Genomic DNA, 20,911 nt, shown 5'->3' with positions numbered 1-20,911 from the left:
TTCTAAGGCTGAGACGGGCCGTCGATTAAGGACCACTTAAGGGTGCCATGATAACTTCGGGCATAGTTGCCCATTCCTTGCCTTAAGTAAAGCCCTTCTTTTTTTCCTGCTGTGGTCATGTTCACAACCGTCAGTGGTCGTTCATTTGTGCCTAAAACAACAGATTCACTGGTTTTACTGATTATTTTTTCGCTGCCCTGACGGTCTACAAAAAGCAACTCACCAATAAAAAGGGATTGTTTTTTATCGGCCAGAGGGATACCTTGAGCGAGTTGCAAGGTCCAGTTGTCCTCAGAGCTGATCTTGCGCGTATCCATCACATCAACTTTTGGTGTATTGATCGGTTGATAACGTTTGACGTTTGCGTTATTTAAGTCAATCGTACCAAATTCAACTGCTGTGGCTTCCTCAATGGCCAATTCTCCGGTGTAATAATAGGTCACGCTAAAATCAGTTTTAGGTACGGTGTCTGAGACGGCTCCCTGATTGTCAGAAACTTCGTAAGGAGGTTCTAGCACTCTGGTGTACCCATCATAAGCTAAAATCATATCCAAGTTAGCCAAGGTCTCAGACAAGGATTCACCGGCTGTCGCTTCATAGATATCTGGTTGTTTTTTCGCTGTAGTTCTTAGTGCGTCTTCATAAATTTCCTCATCTGTTCCAAAAAGGAAATGGTTGACACTTAGCTTAACTTTTGTCACACTTTCACTGAAGGTTAGCATGATGATTTTAGAAGTGCCATTACTATGTAAGATGACGGGATAATCAACTTCCTCATCTGTTGATACTTGATCGGTGAAGATGTCGAATTTCGTTTTATCATTGGTAATGTTAACTGGTTTTTCACCTGAGATATCATAGGCTTCTACCTTCCCCTGTTCAATCACTAGCTCTCGTTGGTTACCAAGCCAATCACTTTTGGCCATTCGCATATCTGACCCTTTAAGCAAGACCCCATCCCCGACTTCAAACGTCTCGTCGTAGATAAAGAGGGACGTGGTCACGATGGTTGAGTTTCCCGCTTCATCGCTAAACTTTATTTTTAATTCTTTGGGACCAACTGTACCAACTAAGTTTGCCACATTTTGACCGGCCACAAGTTCTGCCTTAATATCGGCTACTGCTGAGACATCGTCTTCTAAATCCCTTACGAAGGTCTTTAAGTCCCCAGCATTGATGGCAGCTTGATCATCTTGTTTAATTGGAGTGACTTTACTTTTAGCAGTTGGGCCTTTCTCATCTGCAAAGGTCACATAAATCGTTTTAGTTGCATCTGCCACCCTTAAAGTAATCGGGTATTTTTTCCCTGTGTCTGTTCCCACTTTCGTAAAATCAACGATGAATTTAGCTTCATCATTGGTCACATCCACAATCCGATCGCTGGCTTTTTCGTACCCTTTGGCTTTCCCTTTTTCCAGAACAATCCCACGGCGTTGGTCTCCTGAAAACTCCTTTGTTGTAGAGGAAAAATCAATCCCGGAAACAGCTCCTGTGGGTGTATCAACAGTGGTCTCGTCTATCACTAATAAGGGCACCTCCACAACGGTTTCGTTTGAAGCCTCATCTTTAACACTAACCTTTAAGATTTTAAGGCCGATTGATTTGACCATTTCTGCTTTTTCAGCAGCCGATGTTAGCCACTGAATCTGTAAGTTAGCGACTGCCGTTGTTTCATCAGATAAATCCGTCACAGCTTCTTTAGCCACTGCTGGTATCCCACTTGTGCTGTTAAGGTTCGTTTTTTGAGCCACAGCCCGTGCTTTTGGTGGCTGTTTATCAATTATTGCCAAGTTAGCCGATGCTGTCCGCTCATCTAAATCAACTAAAGTCAGTGAGCCTGTAGTTCCGCCTTTATAAGCAGTTAAATCCAGATTTGGAAAGCCCCAATTGCCTTCTCCATTAACGGTGGTTTGATAGGTAGTCGTTCCCAACTTTAGCGTTACCTTAGCTCCTGTAGCCGGTTTTACAATGTGATTCCCATTTGGTTCAATATAGTCAGTCGATCCTGATAGCCCTTTTTTATTATTAGGCACTTCATAAGAACCTGATACTACCTCAGCCTCGTCAATGGTGATGTTAGGCAGTAAGACGTCATTTGACCACCTACTGGAAGCATTTAAGTTAAACTTGGCTTTTGTCAGAGTGGGGTCCGTCGATTCAATGACATAATTATTATCCGTTGCTAAGTTGGTTATTTTAAAATTAGTTACTTTTTGCCACAGATAGGCTGGGTTTCCAACACCATAGGAATTCGCATCCCAAATCGCATTATCCATGTTCTTGACTTCAATCGTACTTCTTCCACCAGATGCATAGGCATAAAAGAAGGATGCCCCTCTCCCGTAATAGCGTAAATCAAATATTTCTGGACTGTCTATATGGATATCCATTTTGTAAGTATAGACAACGCCATAACTATTCCCTGTATAAGTCGTATACAGTCTTGTGCTCGATCCTTTATTAAAATAAATCTGAGCATTAGTCGACGCTGACGGCTCTGACCCAATGGACCTTAATACTGGCGAACGATCTGCAGTCGCATTAAAACGGCCATCTATGACGATGCTTCTGTAATTCGCTACGATATTACCGTAGGCAGTATCTTGAGATTTTGAGGTGGCATTCACTGTTGCATTTTTTTGAACCCAGAATTTCCGCTCATCATTTCGTGAGCCTACATTATTTAACCACTGATAACCCAAGGCAAAATTTAGTGCGCCATTATCTTGTGCAAAAGCTCCGGAGCCTCCTGTATTAGTCGTGGAGCTTTCGACTACCGCATTTTCTGGATTGTTGGGATCAGTCGAATCCCCATAGGCTGTAATATTAGAGGCTTTGATGCCTTTTCGGTTTACATGAATGTCTACTTTTCCTTTCATCACCACACCTTTGGCAAAGTACACATTTAGAAAACTATCTGAAGTCACGTTTAAATCTTGCAAAATCACTTCCAAATTTTTATTCAGCCCATTGGCTCCTAATTGATTAGCGCCACCCGTATAGCCATCATAAATGATCCCACCAGTTATGCCATTGCCGTAAGTAAAGGCACTGGTAATCTGTCCGACCCGGCCATGACTACTATCAAACAGTTTAAACTCCGTAAAGTTCTCGTAACCTTTCAATAAAATCCGCCCATTAGAGGCATTTCCTCCAATGCCAAAATGAAGGCTAAAGCCGTTTAAATCAATCTGTTTATTTGTCGTAACGGTAATATTGGAATTATTCGGTGAGACAAACCCCAGATTTACATTAGCTGCCAAGTGATACTCAACACCTGCTGTATTGGTCAAGGCTTGTCTAAACTCCGTTTCGTTTGAGATAGCTTGACTAGCCCTTGTAACTGGTTCATTAATGCTTTCGGTTAAATCAGTTGAGGTTGCCAGTAGTTCTGTTGATTCTCCTTTAACGGATAATTCAGTCCTGGTCATGGCGACCCTTTCGTTATGTCGTTTTTTTTCAGATGTAATTTTGAACAGACCTTCATCTGTTGCTAAAATTGATAACTTTAACTTAGTCTGTTGACGCTCTTCCGACCAATCGATCCGATACTCATTGGGACGCTCTGTTAAACTAATCGACATCCCCTCTTTTTGATTCTGTTGACTAATTAAATCCGTTTGAAGCACAAGTCCATCTGGGATAGTCAAGAACAGTGGTTGCTCACCGTTTGATGTGCTACCGTCGACCCCCATAGTATCTCTAGACAAAATAGTTGCTAATGCCTGTTGATTATCTGTTAGTTCTACCTGCACAGTTTCCCCTTTGGCAATTTTTTCCGCCGACATCTCCAAGGTGATTGCTTCATCATTAGGATTATTCCTACTTGCTTCAACCAATAAACTTCCGGTCTGTGCCAAATTAACCGCAAATAGCCCAATCATCGCCAGCCCTACTAGAAGTTTATTTATGTTTTTTTTCATGTTATCCTCTCCAATTAATAAATTTAACCTTAACTCCCTGATCGTTATCCGATTTTGTCAGTGACACATTTATATAAACTTTAAATAACTTACGCTCTTATTTAAAGGGATTCTCTCTGACCTCTCGGTAGATCTGGATGACCGCTCTCCCTTATATTGAACGGTCATCCCCTTCCCTTTGATTTAACGAGTACAGGCCCTATCTGTATTCCCATTTACTGTGACTGAACTCGTTTCTTTCGATTAATCAATGACACTGTTCTCTAAGGTACGAATAATTGAACACTCCTATCAGAAAAACTCAGAATTATGACTGCCCCCATAACAGACTTTCCTTTAATCTCTGTCTTGTCATTATCCGAACAGTTTAGCTAAATATCCCCTTTTACCATGCTAAAAAATGAGTCACCCTCTATTCCTTTAGACCCCTTTATTCACTCAAGCTACACATACCTATCCCCATAAATATGCTTGATGATTGTTCGAGTATGCCTTATTTAATATCTATTTTTTGTTCACTAATAATACTAAGGGGTTGCCTCACAATAGTCCACTTCTAATAGTGACGTTGTCACCATTCACTTTTGGGACAAGGCGTCATTCCTCGATAAAAATGCCTTTGTATCGGCTTTTACCTTTCTTGATCGCCAGATAACCGCCTTAAAACTTCAAGAAACTCCTAGTCGCTAAAAGTGACGGCATCCCTATTACGCGCTATACTGTTTTTTATAAATATACTTATCTCCTATCTCGTATCACGCGACAAAAATGCCAAACTTAAGAGCCTTTATTCCTTATATACTTTATTTATGATGTTAGGATGCCTGAATTTAGTAAACATGAGGAGACACAATCAATGGAAGACTTATTAGATGTTACGGAGCAAAGAGCCTTGCTCTTTTTACGCGCCCTTTATAAGGAGGAGCGCTGGTGGACCGAAAAAGAGCTGTCAATTATTGGCAAGTGTTCAGCCAATACGACCTATCGCACCTTAGATATTTTAAATGAGCTTTATTTTCAACAAACGAATGATCTCATTATTCTCAGTAAAAAATATAAAGGCTTCTACTTAAAAACGTCCCATTCCCTTTATTCAATCGGCAAAATTGAGAGTTTATTTCTTAAAGATACCCTCTGTTATAAACTGATTGACCATCTTTTCCAATGTAAGGACGTTTCGATCAAAAGTTTAACAGATACCTTTTACCTTTCATCTAGTACCATTTATCGAAAATTACAGCTCATTAAGCTCTTTCTAGAAAAAAGTGGGCTAACGATTGATATTGGTAATTTCCATCTTTCAGGGCCTGAACACCTAATCAGAGAATTTTTTTATCGCTTCTATTGGCACGTCATCAAGAGTGAAAAATGGCCTTTTCATTTGGTTAGTTACGACGAGCTATTAATTGACTATTATCAAATAATCGATGAAAACGAGTTTTCCATTACTGAGATTGAACGCTTGCAATTTTTTTACCGACTGGCCATCAATTGCACTCGACACCAACATCAACAATTTTTAATTGAAGGACCAAACATGGAACTCCTTGATGATCATTTTAAACGGTATTCGACTTATATGAAGCCCTTTGTGACCCACCTGGTTCCTGAAGCCTATTTTGAAAATGAGTGGAGTTTTTTGGCACTTATTTTTGTTTCTAATCCGATTTTTCTTGACCATCTAAATGGCTATCACTTAAAGATCGACTGGCACCAGCTGCATCAAACTTCCTCTAGTTTGTTTGCCACTCATTTTATTCAGTTATTTAAACAATTCAATCCAGAGGTTATGATTCAAAATGAACAAGGTTGCCTCTATAAATTGTTGTGTATCTACTTATACGTGGTGATCTTTTCTGATATTAAAATTCATCATTCAAATATCCAAGAATTTCTTGACGAAGTAGCAGAAGGTAATCCACTTTTTTTTAATCAAATTAAACAAATAGTCGGGATTCTAGCTCCAATTATTGACGAAGATGTTCCACATTTCGATCAGGACTATCTATTGTACAATTGCTTATTAATCTTTAGTTCAGCCATCGATTTAACCCGTTTAAAAAAGGAGATTAAAATTAAATTAGTGTGTGCCACTGAGCCTTTAAGCGAGGAATATATCCGCCAACAGTTACTTCAACTGCCTGATTTTAACCTGAAGATTGACACTAGTAGTCAAATACCAACAGAAGCCAGCGAATACGATTTATTGCTTTCTGACATTTACATAAAAAAGTTTGCTTTGGCAACAAAAACCTTTGTTTTAGATTTTCCACCTAGCGAAAGAGATTGGCGAAAACTAATGACCGTTATTGGCACCATTGACACCACTAATTAAACAGACACGGAAGGAGAACAGATTAGATGGAAAACAACCTTTTTGAACTTTTAGACGTTCGAAATCAAACCCAATTAAATATTTTGGCCATTATTTCTGAGAGTCAAAATTGGTACAGTGTTCACGAACTTAGTCTGCGACTCAACGTTGTCGAACGAAGCATCCAGCGTTACATTCACCATTTACAAGAGACGATTGATGACTATAATCACCAGAACAACAGTAGTATCAAGCTGAGTTACGAACGTTATCATGGGGTCTTACTAGAGTCTGACTCGGCAAATAACTGTCTTGAAATAAAAAATCATATTTTTGAGAATGATGAAACGATGAAAATTTTCAAAAAAATCATGTTTGAACATTTTGATTCTGTCAAAAAATATTCTCTCACTTATTTTGTCAGTGAAAATGCAGTTCGCAAAAGCGTCAAAAAAATCACGAAGTTTCTCGAACTTTATTCATTGTCTTTATCAAAAAAATCTTTTCAGATTTTGGGAGAAGAAAAACGAATTCGAATCATCGCCTATATTATTGGCTGGTTGTCTTATAAAGGTGCTAGTTGGCCCTTTGATTCTGTCAATCAATTTAAGGCGTATCAAACAATCGATTCTTTTGCTAGTGCAGTTGGCCTGACTTTTTCAGATATTCACCGCAAGCAGATGGCTTACATGATGGCCATTAATCTCATTCGCTTACGAAAAAATCACGTGATTGAATTGGAACCAGAGTGGAAAAATTACGTCAACATCAAAGCGCTGATAACGACGCTCCCTTCTATGAGACAATTTATCGAAACCTATAGCATCTATGTTGAATCTGAGCTATATTTTTATGCCTTGCTGATGCAAATGAAAAGTAAAATTTACGAATCTGAGGAATTAAAAAGTAGAATTTTTGGCTATCATCAGCAAAGTCAATCCGATATTTATGAAGCCACCTCACTTTTTGTCAGTAGTTTTCATCATCATGTCGTGGCTGTCCCAAATGAGTTGGGGGATCGTTTTTTTACAACTAGCTTTTGTGCTCATCTCTTTTGCAAAATATTTAGTCAACTTTCTGTCGATATTGACGGCCATTCGATTTTAGATAAGCCCGAATATAATTACCCCATCCTTAAGGAGAACTTGACTCTCTTCATTAGCCAGTTACATGAAAAAAGCCAGAATAATATCTTTGCAGAAAAAGAATTCCTCTTGCAAAAATATATGTTATTGTTCTCCTCGGTTTCACCGTTGACCCATTACGAGCCAACGATTAAAATCTCCTTGGACAGCGATCTGCCTTTTTTTATCAACAAACACATTATTAGCAAACTCCATGATCGCTTTAAATACGATTACAATATCTTGTTTCTAGCTGACTATTCATGGCAATTAGCCGATATTGTCCTAACAAATATTCCGAAGACTACAGAAAATCACTCTCTCCTCCCATATAAAATCCACTTATTCGACTTTCCGATAAAAACCAGAGATTACCATGAACTGGAACACTCCCTTAAGATGGTTGCTCAACAAAAAAACCAAATTTCTTCTTAGAAATTTGGCTTTTCTTTGTTTTTTAGCTGGCACTCTCTACATCCTGAGTGGCATATTTATAAGCAGTTCCCACTGAAACTTGGCAAAGCTCAGCAATTTCGCGAATCGTTTTCTTTTCGTTTTGGTAGAGATGCTGAATCCTTTGAGCTCGCTCATTTTTGATTGGGGGCCGACCGATGCTGATGCCTTCCTCCCGCGCTTTTTTTATGCCTATTTTTGTCCGAATTTGCATCACTCGTTCTTCGAACAAAGCCATTTGATACAATTCATCAAAATATTCTTGATCCGATAACTTACGATGGTCATCTTTTTTTATAAAGGTTAGTCGTTGCTGATGTTCCACCAGTAATCTAAAGGCTGGCAATAGCTGGATTAACCTTAAGGGGATAACGCCTAACTCTGATATGACTAGCTCATTTGCTAAGTTCTCCTTGATAATTGTTTTAAAGGATTCCTTTGTCAATAGGTCTTCATCTAAGATGATCACCGTATCGCACTCCCCTATTTTTTCAATTTGTTGATAGGTATTTCGTTTAATTAAGATGCCAATTCTCACACCGATTCTCCTGACTTTGTGATAGTTTATTTATTGAACTCTTTCACCTAATTGCTTGTCACATTCATTTTCGCTTCCTGTGACTACATTTTCTTGACTAACTGACTTATTTTTAGCCTCCCTGTAAGTTTGACCTCACTATGTCGACAGCTTTTCCCCAAACCTGATGCAAGCTAATGGCTCATCGGATTTGTTTTTCCTTTACTAGTTCTATTATATCGAGATTTCTCTAGTCCAATTCTTTAATCCTGTCGTGCCGCTGGAACGATTTGCACATAAGTTTTTTGGTCTTAGGTACCGCTTTAAGTCTCAAGCAGTCGTTCCATTACACTTTTTTGCAAAAAAGTGGTACATTGTTCTTAAGAGGTAGTTATTTTATACCTATGACACACCTTAGGAGGACATGACTATGGAAGCTGATATTTTGGATTTATTAGATGATCAGAATAAGATTATGTTGAAAATGTTGGAGATAGTTTCAGAAAGCCAGCAATGGTACAGCGTTCATGAATTAAGTCAACGCTTAAATGTGGTTGAACGAACGGTCCAACGCTATATTCACCAACTGGAAGATACGTTAGATGAATATAACGAGGTGAAAGACAGTTACATCAAATTAACCTATGAGAAGTATAACGGCGTGTTACTGGAATCTGAAACGGGTAGTAATTATCTTAATTTCAAAAACCATATTTTAGAAAATGATGAAACCATTCAAATTTTAAAAAAGATTTTATTTGAAGAGTTTTATTCGGTTAACCAATATGCTATGTCCTATTTCGTCAGTGAAAATGCCATCCGCAAAAGTCTAAAAAAAATCAAAGGTTTTTTAAATCTTTACGGCCTCTCCTTATCCCGTAGTTCTTTTCAGATTGAAGGGGAAGAAAAAAAGATTCGGATCATTGGTTATATTATCGGTTGGGTTACCTTTAAAGGGGTCACTTGGCCTTTTGACTCAATTGATCAGCTTAAAGCCTACAACGCCGTAGACAGCTTTTCTCAATCTGTCGGGATTAAGTTCTCTGATGTCCATCGAAAACAAATGGCTTATATGATGGCGGTTAACTTTATCCGCCTAAGAAAAAATCATGTAATTGAACTGGAGCCCCATTGGAAAGACTACGTCAATGTCCCTGCTCTGTTAGCTACCTTGCCACCAGCTAAAACCTTTGTGGATAACTATAATATTTACGTGGAATCTGAGCTCGTTTTTTACGCCTTACTCTTACAGATGAAAATAAAAATTTATGAATCTGAAGACTTAAAGCAACGGATATTTGACTTTCATCAAAAGAAACAGTCTGATATTTACCAAACGACTACACTATTTGTGACTCGTTTTCACGATACCTTGGTGCCGATCCCAGCAGAAATAAAAGAGCGCTTTTTTATTACCAGTTTTTGTGCTCATCTCTTCTGTCGTGTGTTTAATCAATTAAAAGTTGATATCGATGGTCACTCTGTCATCAATGAAAGTGACTATGATTACCCAACACTAAAAGAAAACTTGACTTTCTTTATTCAGTCTCTTCATAAAGAAAGCAACCAAAGTATTTTTCTGGAAAAAGATTTTCTTTTGCAAAAATACTTGTTGTTGTTTTCTTCCGTCACCCCCCTTAATTATTATGAACCGCCGATTCGACTATTTTTAGACACAGACTTGCCTTTCTTTGTTAAGGAATCGATTATCACCAAGATAACTGATCGCTTTAAGCATGATTTTAATATTAGTTTTTTGACCCATCAGTTGTTGCATGAATCTGACATCGTCTTAACCAATATTCCGAACATCATTGAGGAGCAACAGCGCTTTTCCTATAAAGTTCATCTCTTTGATTTTCCAATTAAGTCCAGCGATTTTCAGGAAATTGAGAAGAAATTAAAGATTGTGGCCAAAATGAAAAGCCAAGTATTTATATAAGAAAAGCCCAACAGCTCATGTCTGTTGGGCTTACTTTATTAGTCTAAAACAGTACTGGGATCAATTAGACTTTCACGGCTCAAGCTTGTATCGGTGCCAATTTCCAAATGAAGGTGATTGCCGGTACTGTCGCCAGTAGTCCCCACATATCCGATTAGTTGGCCTTGTTCAACATGGTCGCCAACTGATACGACTGAAGCAGACTGGTGAGCATACAGGCTCATCATCCCATCCTCATGCTCAATTACTACATAATTCCCCCAAGAACTATCAAACTCTGCTTTAAGAATGACGCCATTTTTACTCGCTTTGATTGGTTCGTTGGCGGGGCTAGCGAAATCCAAACCTCGATGGAATTCTGTTCGACCATCAAAACTGCGGTCACCATAGGGGCTGGAAATCGTGTGATTTTCTACTGGGACGATAAAACCACCATTCCCTATAGTCCCCTGCTCTTTGTCATAGCTGGTTAAGCCATAGGTTTGGATCAGGGCATTTAATTTTTGATCGTAACTAGTATCCGTCGCATAACGCCCTGTTAGAAAGGCTGTTGCCTCTTTATAACTATCGGTATTGGATTTCCAAACACCCTGATAAAATTCGGAATTGCCATTGACCCCTTGTTTTAATAATTTAGCGTAATCTTGGAGACTTTCTTCATAGCCACTATAAGCTTTAAAGCTAGCGGACGTGGTAAACAGAGCGCCATTACCTGGATCTTCTTGGGTGGCGAATTTGACGCTATTGCCGTTGTGACTGCCTTTAATACCAAAAAAGTTATAATAAGGTTCTTGGGCCAACTGGCTGTTGCCACTTGCCGATTCCAAGATTGCCTGAGCTATCATGACAGAGGCGTATAAGTCATGCTCTTGACCGATTTTTCGGGCAGGTTCCCCGATTTTTTTGACGAATTCTGCCGTAGTTTTATTGTGAGTCAGCACAAGGTTGCTTGCTGTTGAATAACTAGGAAGAGCTGATTGAGCTGTTGCCTGTTCTTCTTTATTAGTGTCGCTCTCTATTGCCTCTGGTGCTGGTAACGGTTCCGCTACTTCTGGTTTTATCTCTGGTTTTATCTCTGGTTTTATCTCTGGTTTTATCTCTGGTTTTATCTCTGGTTTTGCTTCTGGTTTTTCCTCTGGTTCTTCCGGCTTTTCTGGTTCTACCTCTACAGGTGCCTCAGGTTTGGTGACTGGTTCTTCAGTCGATTCTGCAGTAGAATCTAAGGGAGTCTCCGTTTCCAACTCTTTTTCCTTTGTTTCTTCGGCCTTCCCGACCTCAGCTTGTTGCCTCTTCTCGACTGGCTGATTGCCGGTCTCACTTGCCAGAACAGCAGTTGTTGGTATGATTAATGCTTGAAATGATAATATAATAGCCATCATTAAACCTGATAATTTCTTCATTTTTTTATTCACTCCTACAATTTTTATCATCAGACCTTTTCTAGTTAGAATGGGACTTCCAATTAGAAAATGCCTGATGTCCCGTTTTGATTCATCTATTTTAAAGAGGCGACTACCTTGTGGCTGACATCTTTGCCAAATAGCTTTGGATAATATAATCCGATTCTTCTTCCTGATAGTTGTCATATTCGCCGATACGACTTAAGGCTCGCTTAATTTCATAAATGGCTTTCTTTTGTTCAAACCAGCTTTTAGCACTGTTTTTTTTACCGGATTCATGATTATCTCGCAATCGCTCCAATTCAAGATCTAAAAGTACTAGTGTTTTGGCAATATGTTCGATTGCCTCGTCTTTTCTATGTTCATGTTGTGTCATACCCATCGCCTCTTTTTTTTTAATTGTTAATTAGTGAGTAAAACCTTGTGTTCGTGCTACTTTTTTTCCGTGATATAAGATGCGAGCGTTATTTAAGTCCTCAATAGCTTGATTAAAGTCTCTAATTAGCGCTTCTGCCATATTTTGGCCTAAATCACCTCGACAAACAAATCGTTGGATAATTGTGCTGTCTAAATCCTCTGGTAGCGGATAAGCCGGTACTTGCCAGCCTTTCATCAATAGACGATCAGCTAAGTCATAAAGAGTCCATTCAACTTCGGCCTCATCTTTTAAGGTATAGCAGACAATTGGCAAGTTCTCACCATCGTTGTAGACTTTAAAGAGACCTGTTTCTTCCACGGCTTTGGCAATGCTCATGGCCGCTTCTTTTGTGCGTGTGTGGATTTCTTTATAACCATTAAAGCCGTAACGATAAAAGTTGTAGTACTGACCAATAATCTGGCTGGCGCTGCGGGAAAAGTTAATCGCCATGGTAGGCATGTGTCCACCTAAATAGCTAACATCAAAGACTAATTCTTCTGGCAGGTATTTCTTGTCACGCCATAAGATCCAACCAACACCTGGATAGACCAACCCATATTTATGCCCAGAGGTATTGATCGATACCACGTTTTTCAAGCGGAAATCCCAGGCTAATTCTGGATTGACAAAGGGGGTAAACATAGCACCACTGGCCCCATCAATATGAATCACCAGTTCATGGTCGTGTGTTTGATTGTAAGTTTCAGCCAGTTCATCAAGGGCTGCAATATCATCAAACTTCCCGGTATAGGTAATGCCTAGGATTCCAACCACACCAATCGTGTACTCATCAACATAATCTAGCACTTTGTCCACATTAATGCTTAAGTGACCGTTATCCATTGGAACTTCACGCATCTCGATATCCCAGTAAACACAGAACTTTTCCCAACACACTTGATAACCAGAGGAAATGACTAAGTTAGGTTTTTGCGTGAGATCCAAGCCGCGTTTTTCGGCTTGATTGCGCCAGCGGAATTTCATGGCCATCCCACCAAGCATACAAGCTTCACTAGAGCCAACTGTTGAAGTTCCCATAACTCGTTCAACATCGGGAGCATTCCACAAGTCAGCCAGAATATTGACACAGCTCGTTTCTAATTCAGCTGTTTGAGGGTACTCAGATTTATCAATGGCATTTTTTTCCATGGTTTCTGACATTAATTGAGTGGCTTCTGGATCCATATAAGTTTGACAAAAGGTTGCCAAGTTTTGACGGGCATTGCCTTCATCCACTAATTGATCTTTCACTAAACGATAGGCCACATCTGGCTCAATCGGATCCTTGTGTAAGACCTTCATCACAACGTCTCTACCAGACGCTTGGGTTCCAAAGATTGGTGTTGCTGCTTTTTTTTGTAATTTCATAGGGGGTTCCTCCGTTATCCTTTAACAGGATGTTTTTTTCGCAGTTGTCTGACAATGGCCAACCTAATAATCCGGGATAAAACATGTTTAGTTTCCCCCACCTTGGCTCATGCCTTTCTTTAATAATTAAGCGTGTTTTAATTTAGTTCTTTAATCATTTCAACTTTATCTGCCATAAACATGATTGGTTTTTGGCTTTTTAATAATTCTTTAGTCAACGTCACCTTAGCGACTTGATTATTTTCATAGGCATTGAAGTAATATGAGCGACTTTCGTTGCACATGGTTCCCACGTATTGAGAATAGTCTTCTGCACCTTCTGCTGTTATGACAATCCCCTTAGGAATACGGGCTGTGGCTAAAATATGATAAGCATTACTAACCCCTTCAACTTCATTTTGCGCTTGACCAATATGTTCTTTAAAAAATGCGGCTCGCACAAATCGTTCTGGTGGTGTATAACCGCCGGGTAAGCCCATGGTGCCGGTTCCTTGTGAAAAAGGCACTGCTTTATAATCACCGAACATCTTTGGCTCATACTGTTTCGGTTGAACATTTAAATAATTCCTTAAGTTGTCCACATGCCAGTCAAAGCAAGGGCTATTGGTCATAACGCCGACAGGATTTTCTTGGATGACTAATGTTCTTTGAGTTGGTTCAATCACCACACAACGGCCGCTTTCATCGGTAATAATCCAATGAATAGGGGTTACGACACCGATTAAAGGTGCTTTAAGGCCCACGATGTTCACGTCCTCAATCCGATTTTCCAAGTCCAATATTGACTCGCAGTTGCCTAAGGCCCACATAATAAATTCATGTGGTGCTAGGTTAATTTGATAATCTTCCGACTCGGTTTGATAGTGAACTTCACCAGGAAGGTATAACTCCGCAATGGATAATCCTTTTTCATTAACGCCGTCAGCTACCATGTAGGTGTTAGCTGCTTCGTTGCCGGCACCGACAAAGCCATAGCGATTGACATACACCATGTCATCAGCTTCTGCGACCCAGGTGTATTTTCTTGGCATAAATAACGGATTAGGATTTAAGGGGAATGAAAAATCCATTGTTCTTGATAAAATATGGTAACCATCTTTTGTTTCTGTAAAAATACTTGTGCACATACTGCCACGTCCTTTTAGTTGTTTTAGTTGTTTGACACTTACTATCTTACTGGCAAAACCTCTGCTATAGCTTTCAGATGATGTCCGTTCTTTCGACAGTTTCATCAGAATCAAGCGATAGCATTGTCTCACCTTAATCTAGGGAATTTCAGTTCCAGCCAAGGTTAATCGATTTCTTCAACAGCTAGTAATTTTTGGTTATCATCTAATTGTGAGATACCTTGTTGATGTTTCTTTTGTAACCAGCTCATAGAGAATTTCAAGAGGATCACAAAGACTACAAAGAGTAAACTTAAGACCCAGACGCTCTTGTTAAACATCGGTGCGCCAATCCCACCTGAGATGGCTTCACGGAAGCCGTAAATGGAGTAAGACATTGGCAGATACGGATGAATCGCATTAAAGAATCCATTAGTTAATGGCATTGGGAAGGTACCACCAGCACCACCTAGTTGCAAGACGAGTAAGACCATGGAAATAAAACGTCCTGGATTATCAAAGGTCATCGCGAAGAACATCACTAAGTACATATAGGCCCAAGCACTAATCAACGCAATTAGATAAAATTGACCTAGATTATCCACCGTTAACCCGATGGCTAACATGAGTGTGGCTTCGATTAACGCCATGGCTGTTGACACCGCAAAGCCAATGGCGACTTTACTTAACCACCAATCACGAGCGGATTGTCCAGCAATCGAGACTTTACGAATAGGGAAAACAAAGTTAAAGACTAAACATCCAACGAATAATGCGAGAGACATAATATAAGGAGACAATGCTTCACCATAGTTAGCCACTTTACTATATTCGTCTAGTTTTAAGGTCGTTGGGTCAGCAAACATCTCAATATTTTTTTCATTGACATCGACTTTCGCTGCCAGTGTCGCCGCTTGACCTAAGGCCCCGGCTAATTGACCAGCCCCATCGTCTAATTGATCGATCCCACTCATCAACTGTGGTGAGTTTTGATTAAGCTCTCCTAGACCACTGTTTAATTGAGCTGCACCTGAATTTAGTTGGGTGACACCTGATGACAAGGTAGGCATTTGGCCATATAATTGTCCTAGACCAGTTGCTAAAGCATCACTACCTGTTGTCAGTTGATTCACATCATTTAACGCCATTGGCATATCACTACTGATCATGTTTAAATCATGTGAGGCCTGATTCAAATCAGCAACTAAAACTGACGCTTTCATGGATAAAGGTGGAATATTAAGCGTGTTTAAGACACTGTTTGTTCCTGCTTCAATCTCATTGATACTGCCTTGAATCGTGGTGGCATTAGCGGCGATTCCAGCTGCCAACTCACTTAAAGCTGTGGCTTGTGCTGCTAACTCATTGGCAGAGGTTGTAGCATGGTTAATATTGCTAGAAAGTGTCGCTGTTTCTGCTTTGATTTTTGCATTTTGTTCTGATTCAAAGGCAGCTACTTTACTGCTAATATCCGCAATCAGCTGACTTTTTGTTTCAGCCTCGATGCCTTCTTGACGGTTAATACTGTCTGCTACCTGCCCTTGTAGATTAGCTGAATCAATCATTAAGCGACTATCCAGTTCATTTAATTGAGCGCTGATTTGTTGTAATTCGGTGGCAACTAAGGCTGATTCGACTGAAACACCCTTTAATTGAGTCGTATTGTTGATAATTGCCTCTAACTCTTTTTTCGTTTGATCGATGTTTTGTTGAATCGTGGCTTGGGCGTTTTTATCCAAGCCGTTTTCCACATTGGCAATCGCCGTAGCTAGTTCCTGACTGCCTCGTGATAGTTCGTTTAGCCCACTACTTAGTTCAGTCATTCTGCCTGTCAGGGGTTGAACTTTGCCGTTAACTTCATTTAGAGCTGAGCTTAGTTGACCCGCTCCATCGTTTAACTGACTAACCCCAGAACTCAAGGGGCCAATATTGCCTGCTAACTGGCTAGTCCCTGCGGCCAATTGTTCTGATCCACTATTGGCTTGGGAAACACCACTTGTGTATTGTTCAAGACCGCTTTCTAATTGAACTGTTCCGGCAGCTAGTTGGCCTGCTCCATCTGCTGCCTGATCAACACTTTTGATGCCTTCTTTGCCGATTGTTGCTAATGCTGTTACGTAAGACTGAGTGACATTATCTCGAACTTGAGATTCAAGCTGAGTGGCTCCCATTTGGGAAATCTCTTCACCGATATAGTTAAGTGACCCATTAGTTGTATAGGTTAATTCCATTTTCTTTGGTTCTTTATCAATTAAGGTGGTGGCATCTTTAGAAAAGTCTTCGGGAATGGTGACGATCATGTAATAATACAAATCTTCCATGCCTTTTTTCGCTTCCTCTTCTGAGACAAACTCCCACTTTAAATCGTGATTTTTTTTCAAATTACCGACGACCTGTTCACCGACATTGACTTTTTGTCCTTCCATGGTCACCGGCTTGTCTTGATTGACAACGGCAACTGGCAAGTTTTTCGCTCGGCCATAAGGATCCCAGACCGACTTTGAGAAAAAGCTGGCGTATAGGATAGGAATAAAGGTGACGGCAATCACCGAGATTAGTAAAATCTTATTTTTGAAGATGTTGATAAATTCCTGTTTAGTCATTTTCATTTTTAGGACGTCCTTTCGGCTTATACGTATCTGAGTGGTGACGTCCATAGACCTGATAAAAGACAAATGGAATGGCCAACGTCACGATAAAGCTAATCCCTAAGGTTAGTAAATAAGTGTGAACTTCAGAACTCTTCAATTCACTTGGTGCCATAAAGGCTGAGATAATCGCTAAAACTGACATGAACAAGCCAAAGCCAGCAATCAACAGTTTGCTGATTTTCCCCCCTGGTACTTGGTAAGTTCGTTCTAAACCTTGATTCTTTTTCTTTAAGATTAGAACAAAGTAAGCGATAAAGAACAAGACATAGGCACTCAGATAGATGATGACCGTTAATGAGATGGCGGTTAAGAAGGAGACGTTATTACCCCCACCACCGAAAGTTAGTACAGCTGCCCACACACTGACGACAATGCCTTGCATAATTAATAAGGGCACAGGTACTTTGTTTTTATTGACACTTTTAAAGCGCGCTGGAATCAATCCTTTTTGCGCAACAGCTTGAAGACCTTCTGTCGGACCAACAATCCATGAACTGACTTGCGCCATGACACCGAATGCCAGAAGCACCGCGATTAATTTAACTGCCCATGTCATCGGCGTGCTACCGGTTGATAACAAGGTTTGGAACGTTTGAACCACACCTGAGTCCAACGACAATTTACTAGCAGGTACCACCATTGAGACGGCACTACCGCCGATGGTGCTTAAGGCAATCCCAACAATAACGAGAATAAACATCGCCAGTGGGTAATTCTTTTTAGGATTCTCCAGCTCATTAATATGAGGAGCTGAGGCTTCAATCCCCATGTAAGCCAACATAAATGAGACAAGCGCAGGGAAATCTTTCCCTGTTGGCAAAAAGCCTTTACTTGTAAATGAGCTGGCCATTGGATGACCCATATGAATATAGCGAATTGTTAAAACTAGTAGGAGACCAACGGGTATACAAATCCCGAAGATGAAACCTGCTTTGGCCACTTTGGCCGTTGTTTCTGTTCCTTTAAACTGCAAGAGTGTTAGTAACCAAAAGATGATAATCACGCCAGTAAATTTCATCACTGGATTGCTATTTAAAGCCGGAACGCCAATCGCTGTTGATAAAGCCCCTAAGATAAAATAGATCATCGTAACGAAGCCGACGGTGATTTGAAACCATTGGAAGAAGATGGCGGCGAAACCAAATTTTTCACCTAAGGTCTTGCCGACCCAACCAAAAATCCCTCCCTCTTGATACCCTTTAATTGTTGCCATTTCTGCTGAACACAATGCAACTGGTAAGAACCAAAAGAGGCCACAGACCAGTAAGTAGAAGACTAAAGTCAATCCTGATTCCGCAAATGTTGGATATTCGTAGACGGTAATAAAGAGTGACGCCGTCATTGCGAAGAAACTAAACAATGACAATTTTTTGCTTTTTTCTGACATTTTTTTCAAACCTTTCATTTTTTAATTTAAGACGCTAATTGCTTACGAAGTAAGTTCCTGTTTAAATCAGCGCCATCCCGAAGTATTCGTATGTGTCTAAAATGCGTTAATTAGATAATTGATGCCTGTTAGTAAAAAGTAAAAAGCGATTAAAAATGCCAAGGTGATGGCTGATACAATCGGATTAAAGAATAACATCACACCTAAAATAATACCTATCACACCTGCTACTAATGAAAACCAGTAGCGGCCACCCCTTTGTTTCATTAGACCTAAACTCATTAGGCTAAAGACTGAATCGCTAATAAACCAAATCGCAAAGATAAACGGTGATATCATGACTCCAAGGGCAATGTGGAATAAGAAAAATACTCCGACTAACAAATCAATGATGCCAATAACAACCATCTGATTGGCATGTCGCCCTTCGACTGCTACCATCTTCTTCCTTTCAACTAATTCAAGTCCACCTTTAATAATTGCTGATAGTGAGAAAAAAAGGACTAACCCGATTAAATCACTACCGGGATTTTGAAATGCAAGGACCGATACCCATAAAAACAAAGCCCCTAATAGACATCTTCCAATATTAAATTTTCTTGCTGTTGCCATAATTACAATTCCTCCATTCATTTTGTGAGCTGACTGCTTTTCTCAACTCCATGACTAAAGTATACGGGCTAGAGACCTCTGGTAATTTTGACATCTTGTCGTTTGAAACGAAAAAAATGCAAAAAAGCGATTAATAAGCATGATCTGCTTACTAATCGCTTTTAACATCTTCTTCCTATAACACCCTTTTCTACTAGAGCTGACTTAAATCCGAGCGTTCCCTTCCACTGCCACACCTGTACCCAAATCATTTTGAATCAGTTGACCACCTGAGACCTTACTGGTTAACCGTTGATTGCGAAAAAATACGGTAAACTCAGAGACTCCTTCTGCTTAATCTCGTAGCCCTCCACCGTCTTTTGAATGGTAATGACGGCAATCGGACGTCCTCTCCTAATAATGGCTTCCCATATTCAGTATAATTAGCATTTAAATAGTTATTACTGAGTTTGGTTGCCATAACTCCTATTTAACACAAAATTTTGTTTTTAATCATTTCTTATTTCCCCATTTTTCTTAAGACCAATAGCAAACCTATAGCAATTAGTGGGATAATTGAAATACTTAATAACGTAAAGGTAATCCCCTGCCATTGGACAAAGAAACCAGCAACCACTGGGCTTACCATGGACCCTAACCCAATAAAAATACTCAAAGCCAACATTTGACCTGTTGCTTTCATGTGTTCACTAGATAGTTCGTAGATCAAAACTTTCGATGAAACCATCAACAGCGGTGTGGTCAGCATCTGCATCCCACTGATAACAACTATTTGCTGGACGGTTGTGGCGTTAGCGTAGAGGATAAATTGAACAAATAAGGCGACTGCACAAACTGTTAATAAATAATCCCCCTTGATTTTTTGAAGCAACCTACCGCCGATTAAATAAGCAGGGATTTCAAAGAAGGATTGAATCGACCATTTAAAACCGATTTGAGCAGTGCTGGCCTTAAGTTCCAGCATTTTATCAATGACGGTAATATTGTTACAAATAATCACAAAATATAAGAGAAATAAAATTAGCACCAATAAGCTGTAACGTTTATCTTTTAAGAGTGTCACCACATCAGAGAAGGTAACATCTGTTTTGACCCTGTCTGGCAATACAATAATGTCATCTAGAAGTGTTCCAATTGCTACGGCAATGGCTATCCATAACACAATACTAAGACCTAATCCGCGATAACCGAAGTTCAATACGACGATCGAGACACTTAGACTGCCCAATGCCCAGCCAATTGACCCGAATGCTTTTAAAAAAGACAAAGACTTACGAACCTCTATAGGGGATTGCAACACCCAGGTGTCCAATAAACCTGTGGCTGTATTCAACAAGCCACCACTAATGGCTATCAACAGCATGTGCCAAAAAAAATGTTGCTCGCTGAGATTAAAGAAGAACAGACTGGCAAGGGCATAAACTAATAAGACCAACGCCAATACCTTTTTTACAGTCCGATATTTATCAGAGATCACCCCTAATATTAACTGAAAAAACAAAGTAGTCACAGCGTATGAGGCCAATAAAAGACCACGGGCAAAGGTACCGTAACCTAGGCTGGACAAGAAAGGCGTAAATTGGGTGGAGGCAAAAGAAAATGCCAAATAAGAGGCTAAATAAACCCACCGATATAATTGCTTTTGGCGAGTGATCACGCCACTCGCTCTTGAATTCACTGAAACTCTGTCTGCCAT

The 20,911-nt window shown here is 39.9% G+C and carries 13 protein-coding genes; 3 read left to right on the top strand and 10 right to left on the bottom strand.

The window, feature by feature from the left end; translation table 11 throughout:
• Positions 1-2: 2 nt before the first annotated feature.
• The gene (locus RWN13_RS04575) at positions 3-3,923 is read right to left on the bottom strand and encodes a hypothetical protein (RefSeq protein WP_314060903.1); all 3,921 of its coding nucleotides are present in this window, start codon (positions 3,921-3,923) and stop codon (positions 3-5) included.
• Positions 3,924-4,779: 856 nt separating this feature from the next.
• Between RWN13_RS04575 and RWN13_RS04570 the strand changes: the two genes are divergently transcribed.
• Together RWN13_RS04570 and RWN13_RS04565 are read left to right on the top strand one after the other, a co-directional pair.
• Positions 4,780-6,258 (top strand): helix-turn-helix domain-containing protein, encoded by a 1,479-nt coding sequence (locus tag RWN13_RS04570; protein ID WP_314060901.1) that lies wholly within the window; start codon positions 4,780-4,782, stop codon positions 6,256-6,258.
• Positions 6,259-6,284: 26 nt separating this feature from the next.
• Positions 6,285-7,796, top strand: a complete 1,512-nt coding sequence (locus RWN13_RS04565; protein WP_314060899.1) for a helix-turn-helix domain-containing protein — start codon at positions 6,285-6,287, stop codon at positions 7,794-7,796.
• A 22-nt stretch (positions 7,797-7,818) separates the two neighbouring features.
• On the opposite strand, the gene RWN13_RS04560 is transcribed toward RWN13_RS04565, so the two are convergent.
• Positions 7,819-8,352 (bottom strand): hypothetical protein, encoded by a 534-nt coding sequence (locus tag RWN13_RS04560; RefSeq protein ID WP_314060896.1) that lies wholly within the window; start codon positions 8,350-8,352, stop codon positions 7,819-7,821.
• 409 nt (positions 8,353-8,761) lie between these two features.
• Here RWN13_RS04560 and RWN13_RS04555 point away from each other — a divergent pair, with 409 nt between their 5' ends.
• A complete protein-coding gene (locus tag RWN13_RS04555) occupies positions 8,762-10,273 on the top strand; it encodes a helix-turn-helix domain-containing protein (protein WP_314060893.1) in 1,512 nt (503 codons plus the stop codon).
• Between the two features lie 38 nt (positions 10,274-10,311).
• On the opposite strand, the gene RWN13_RS04550 is transcribed toward RWN13_RS04555, so the two are convergent.
• The 8 genes from RWN13_RS04550 to RWN13_RS04515 form a co-directional block, all read right to left on the bottom strand.
• On the bottom strand, positions 10,312-11,673 hold the full coding sequence (locus RWN13_RS04550) for a glucosaminidase domain-containing protein (protein ID WP_314060890.1): 1,362 nt from the start codon (positions 11,671-11,673) through the stop codon (positions 10,312-10,314).
• A gap of 112 nt (positions 11,674-11,785) precedes the next feature.
• The gene (locus RWN13_RS04545; RefSeq protein ID WP_314060888.1) at positions 11,786-12,049 is read right to left on the bottom strand and encodes a hypothetical protein; all 264 of its coding nucleotides are present in this window, start codon (positions 12,047-12,049) and stop codon (positions 11,786-11,788) included.
• Between the two features lie 30 nt (positions 12,050-12,079).
• Complete coding sequence (locus tag RWN13_RS04540) at positions 12,080-13,459, bottom strand: glutamate decarboxylase (protein WP_314060885.1); 1,380 nt, start codon at positions 13,457-13,459, stop codon at positions 12,080-12,082.
• 137 nt (positions 13,460-13,596) lie between these two features.
• The gene (locus RWN13_RS04535) at positions 13,597-14,586 is read right to left on the bottom strand and encodes a choloylglycine hydrolase family protein (protein WP_314060883.1); all 990 of its coding nucleotides are present in this window, start codon (positions 14,584-14,586) and stop codon (positions 13,597-13,599) included.
• A gap of 164 nt (positions 14,587-14,750) precedes the next feature.
• Positions 14,751-17,174, bottom strand: coding sequence for a YhgE/Pip domain-containing protein (locus tag RWN13_RS04530; RefSeq protein ID WP_314060880.1), 2,424 nt, complete (start codon positions 17,172-17,174; stop codon positions 14,751-14,753).
• Positions 17,161-18,603, bottom strand: coding sequence for an amino acid permease (locus tag RWN13_RS04525; protein ID WP_314060878.1), 1,443 nt, complete (start codon positions 18,601-18,603; stop codon positions 17,161-17,163). Before RWN13_RS04525 ends, RWN13_RS04530 begins: the two co-directional genes overlap by 14 nt.
• 96 nt (positions 18,604-18,699) lie before the next feature.
• Positions 18,700-19,215, bottom strand: coding sequence for a DUF308 domain-containing protein (locus tag RWN13_RS04520; protein WP_314060875.1), 516 nt, complete (start codon positions 19,213-19,215; stop codon positions 18,700-18,702).
• A gap of 499 nt (positions 19,216-19,714) precedes the next feature.
• On the bottom strand, positions 19,715-20,911 hold the full coding sequence (locus RWN13_RS04515) for an MFS transporter (RefSeq protein ID WP_314060874.1): 1,197 nt from the start codon (positions 20,909-20,911) through the stop codon (positions 19,715-19,717).

Origin of the sequence: uncultured Vagococcus sp. (assembly GCF_963518325.1) — a bacterium.
Taxonomy (GTDB): domain Bacteria; phylum Bacillota; class Bacilli; order Lactobacillales; family Vagococcaceae; genus Vagococcus_D.
The sequence above is the reverse complement of the archived record's forward strand: the minus strand, read 5'-3'. Positions and strand labels throughout refer to the sequence as shown.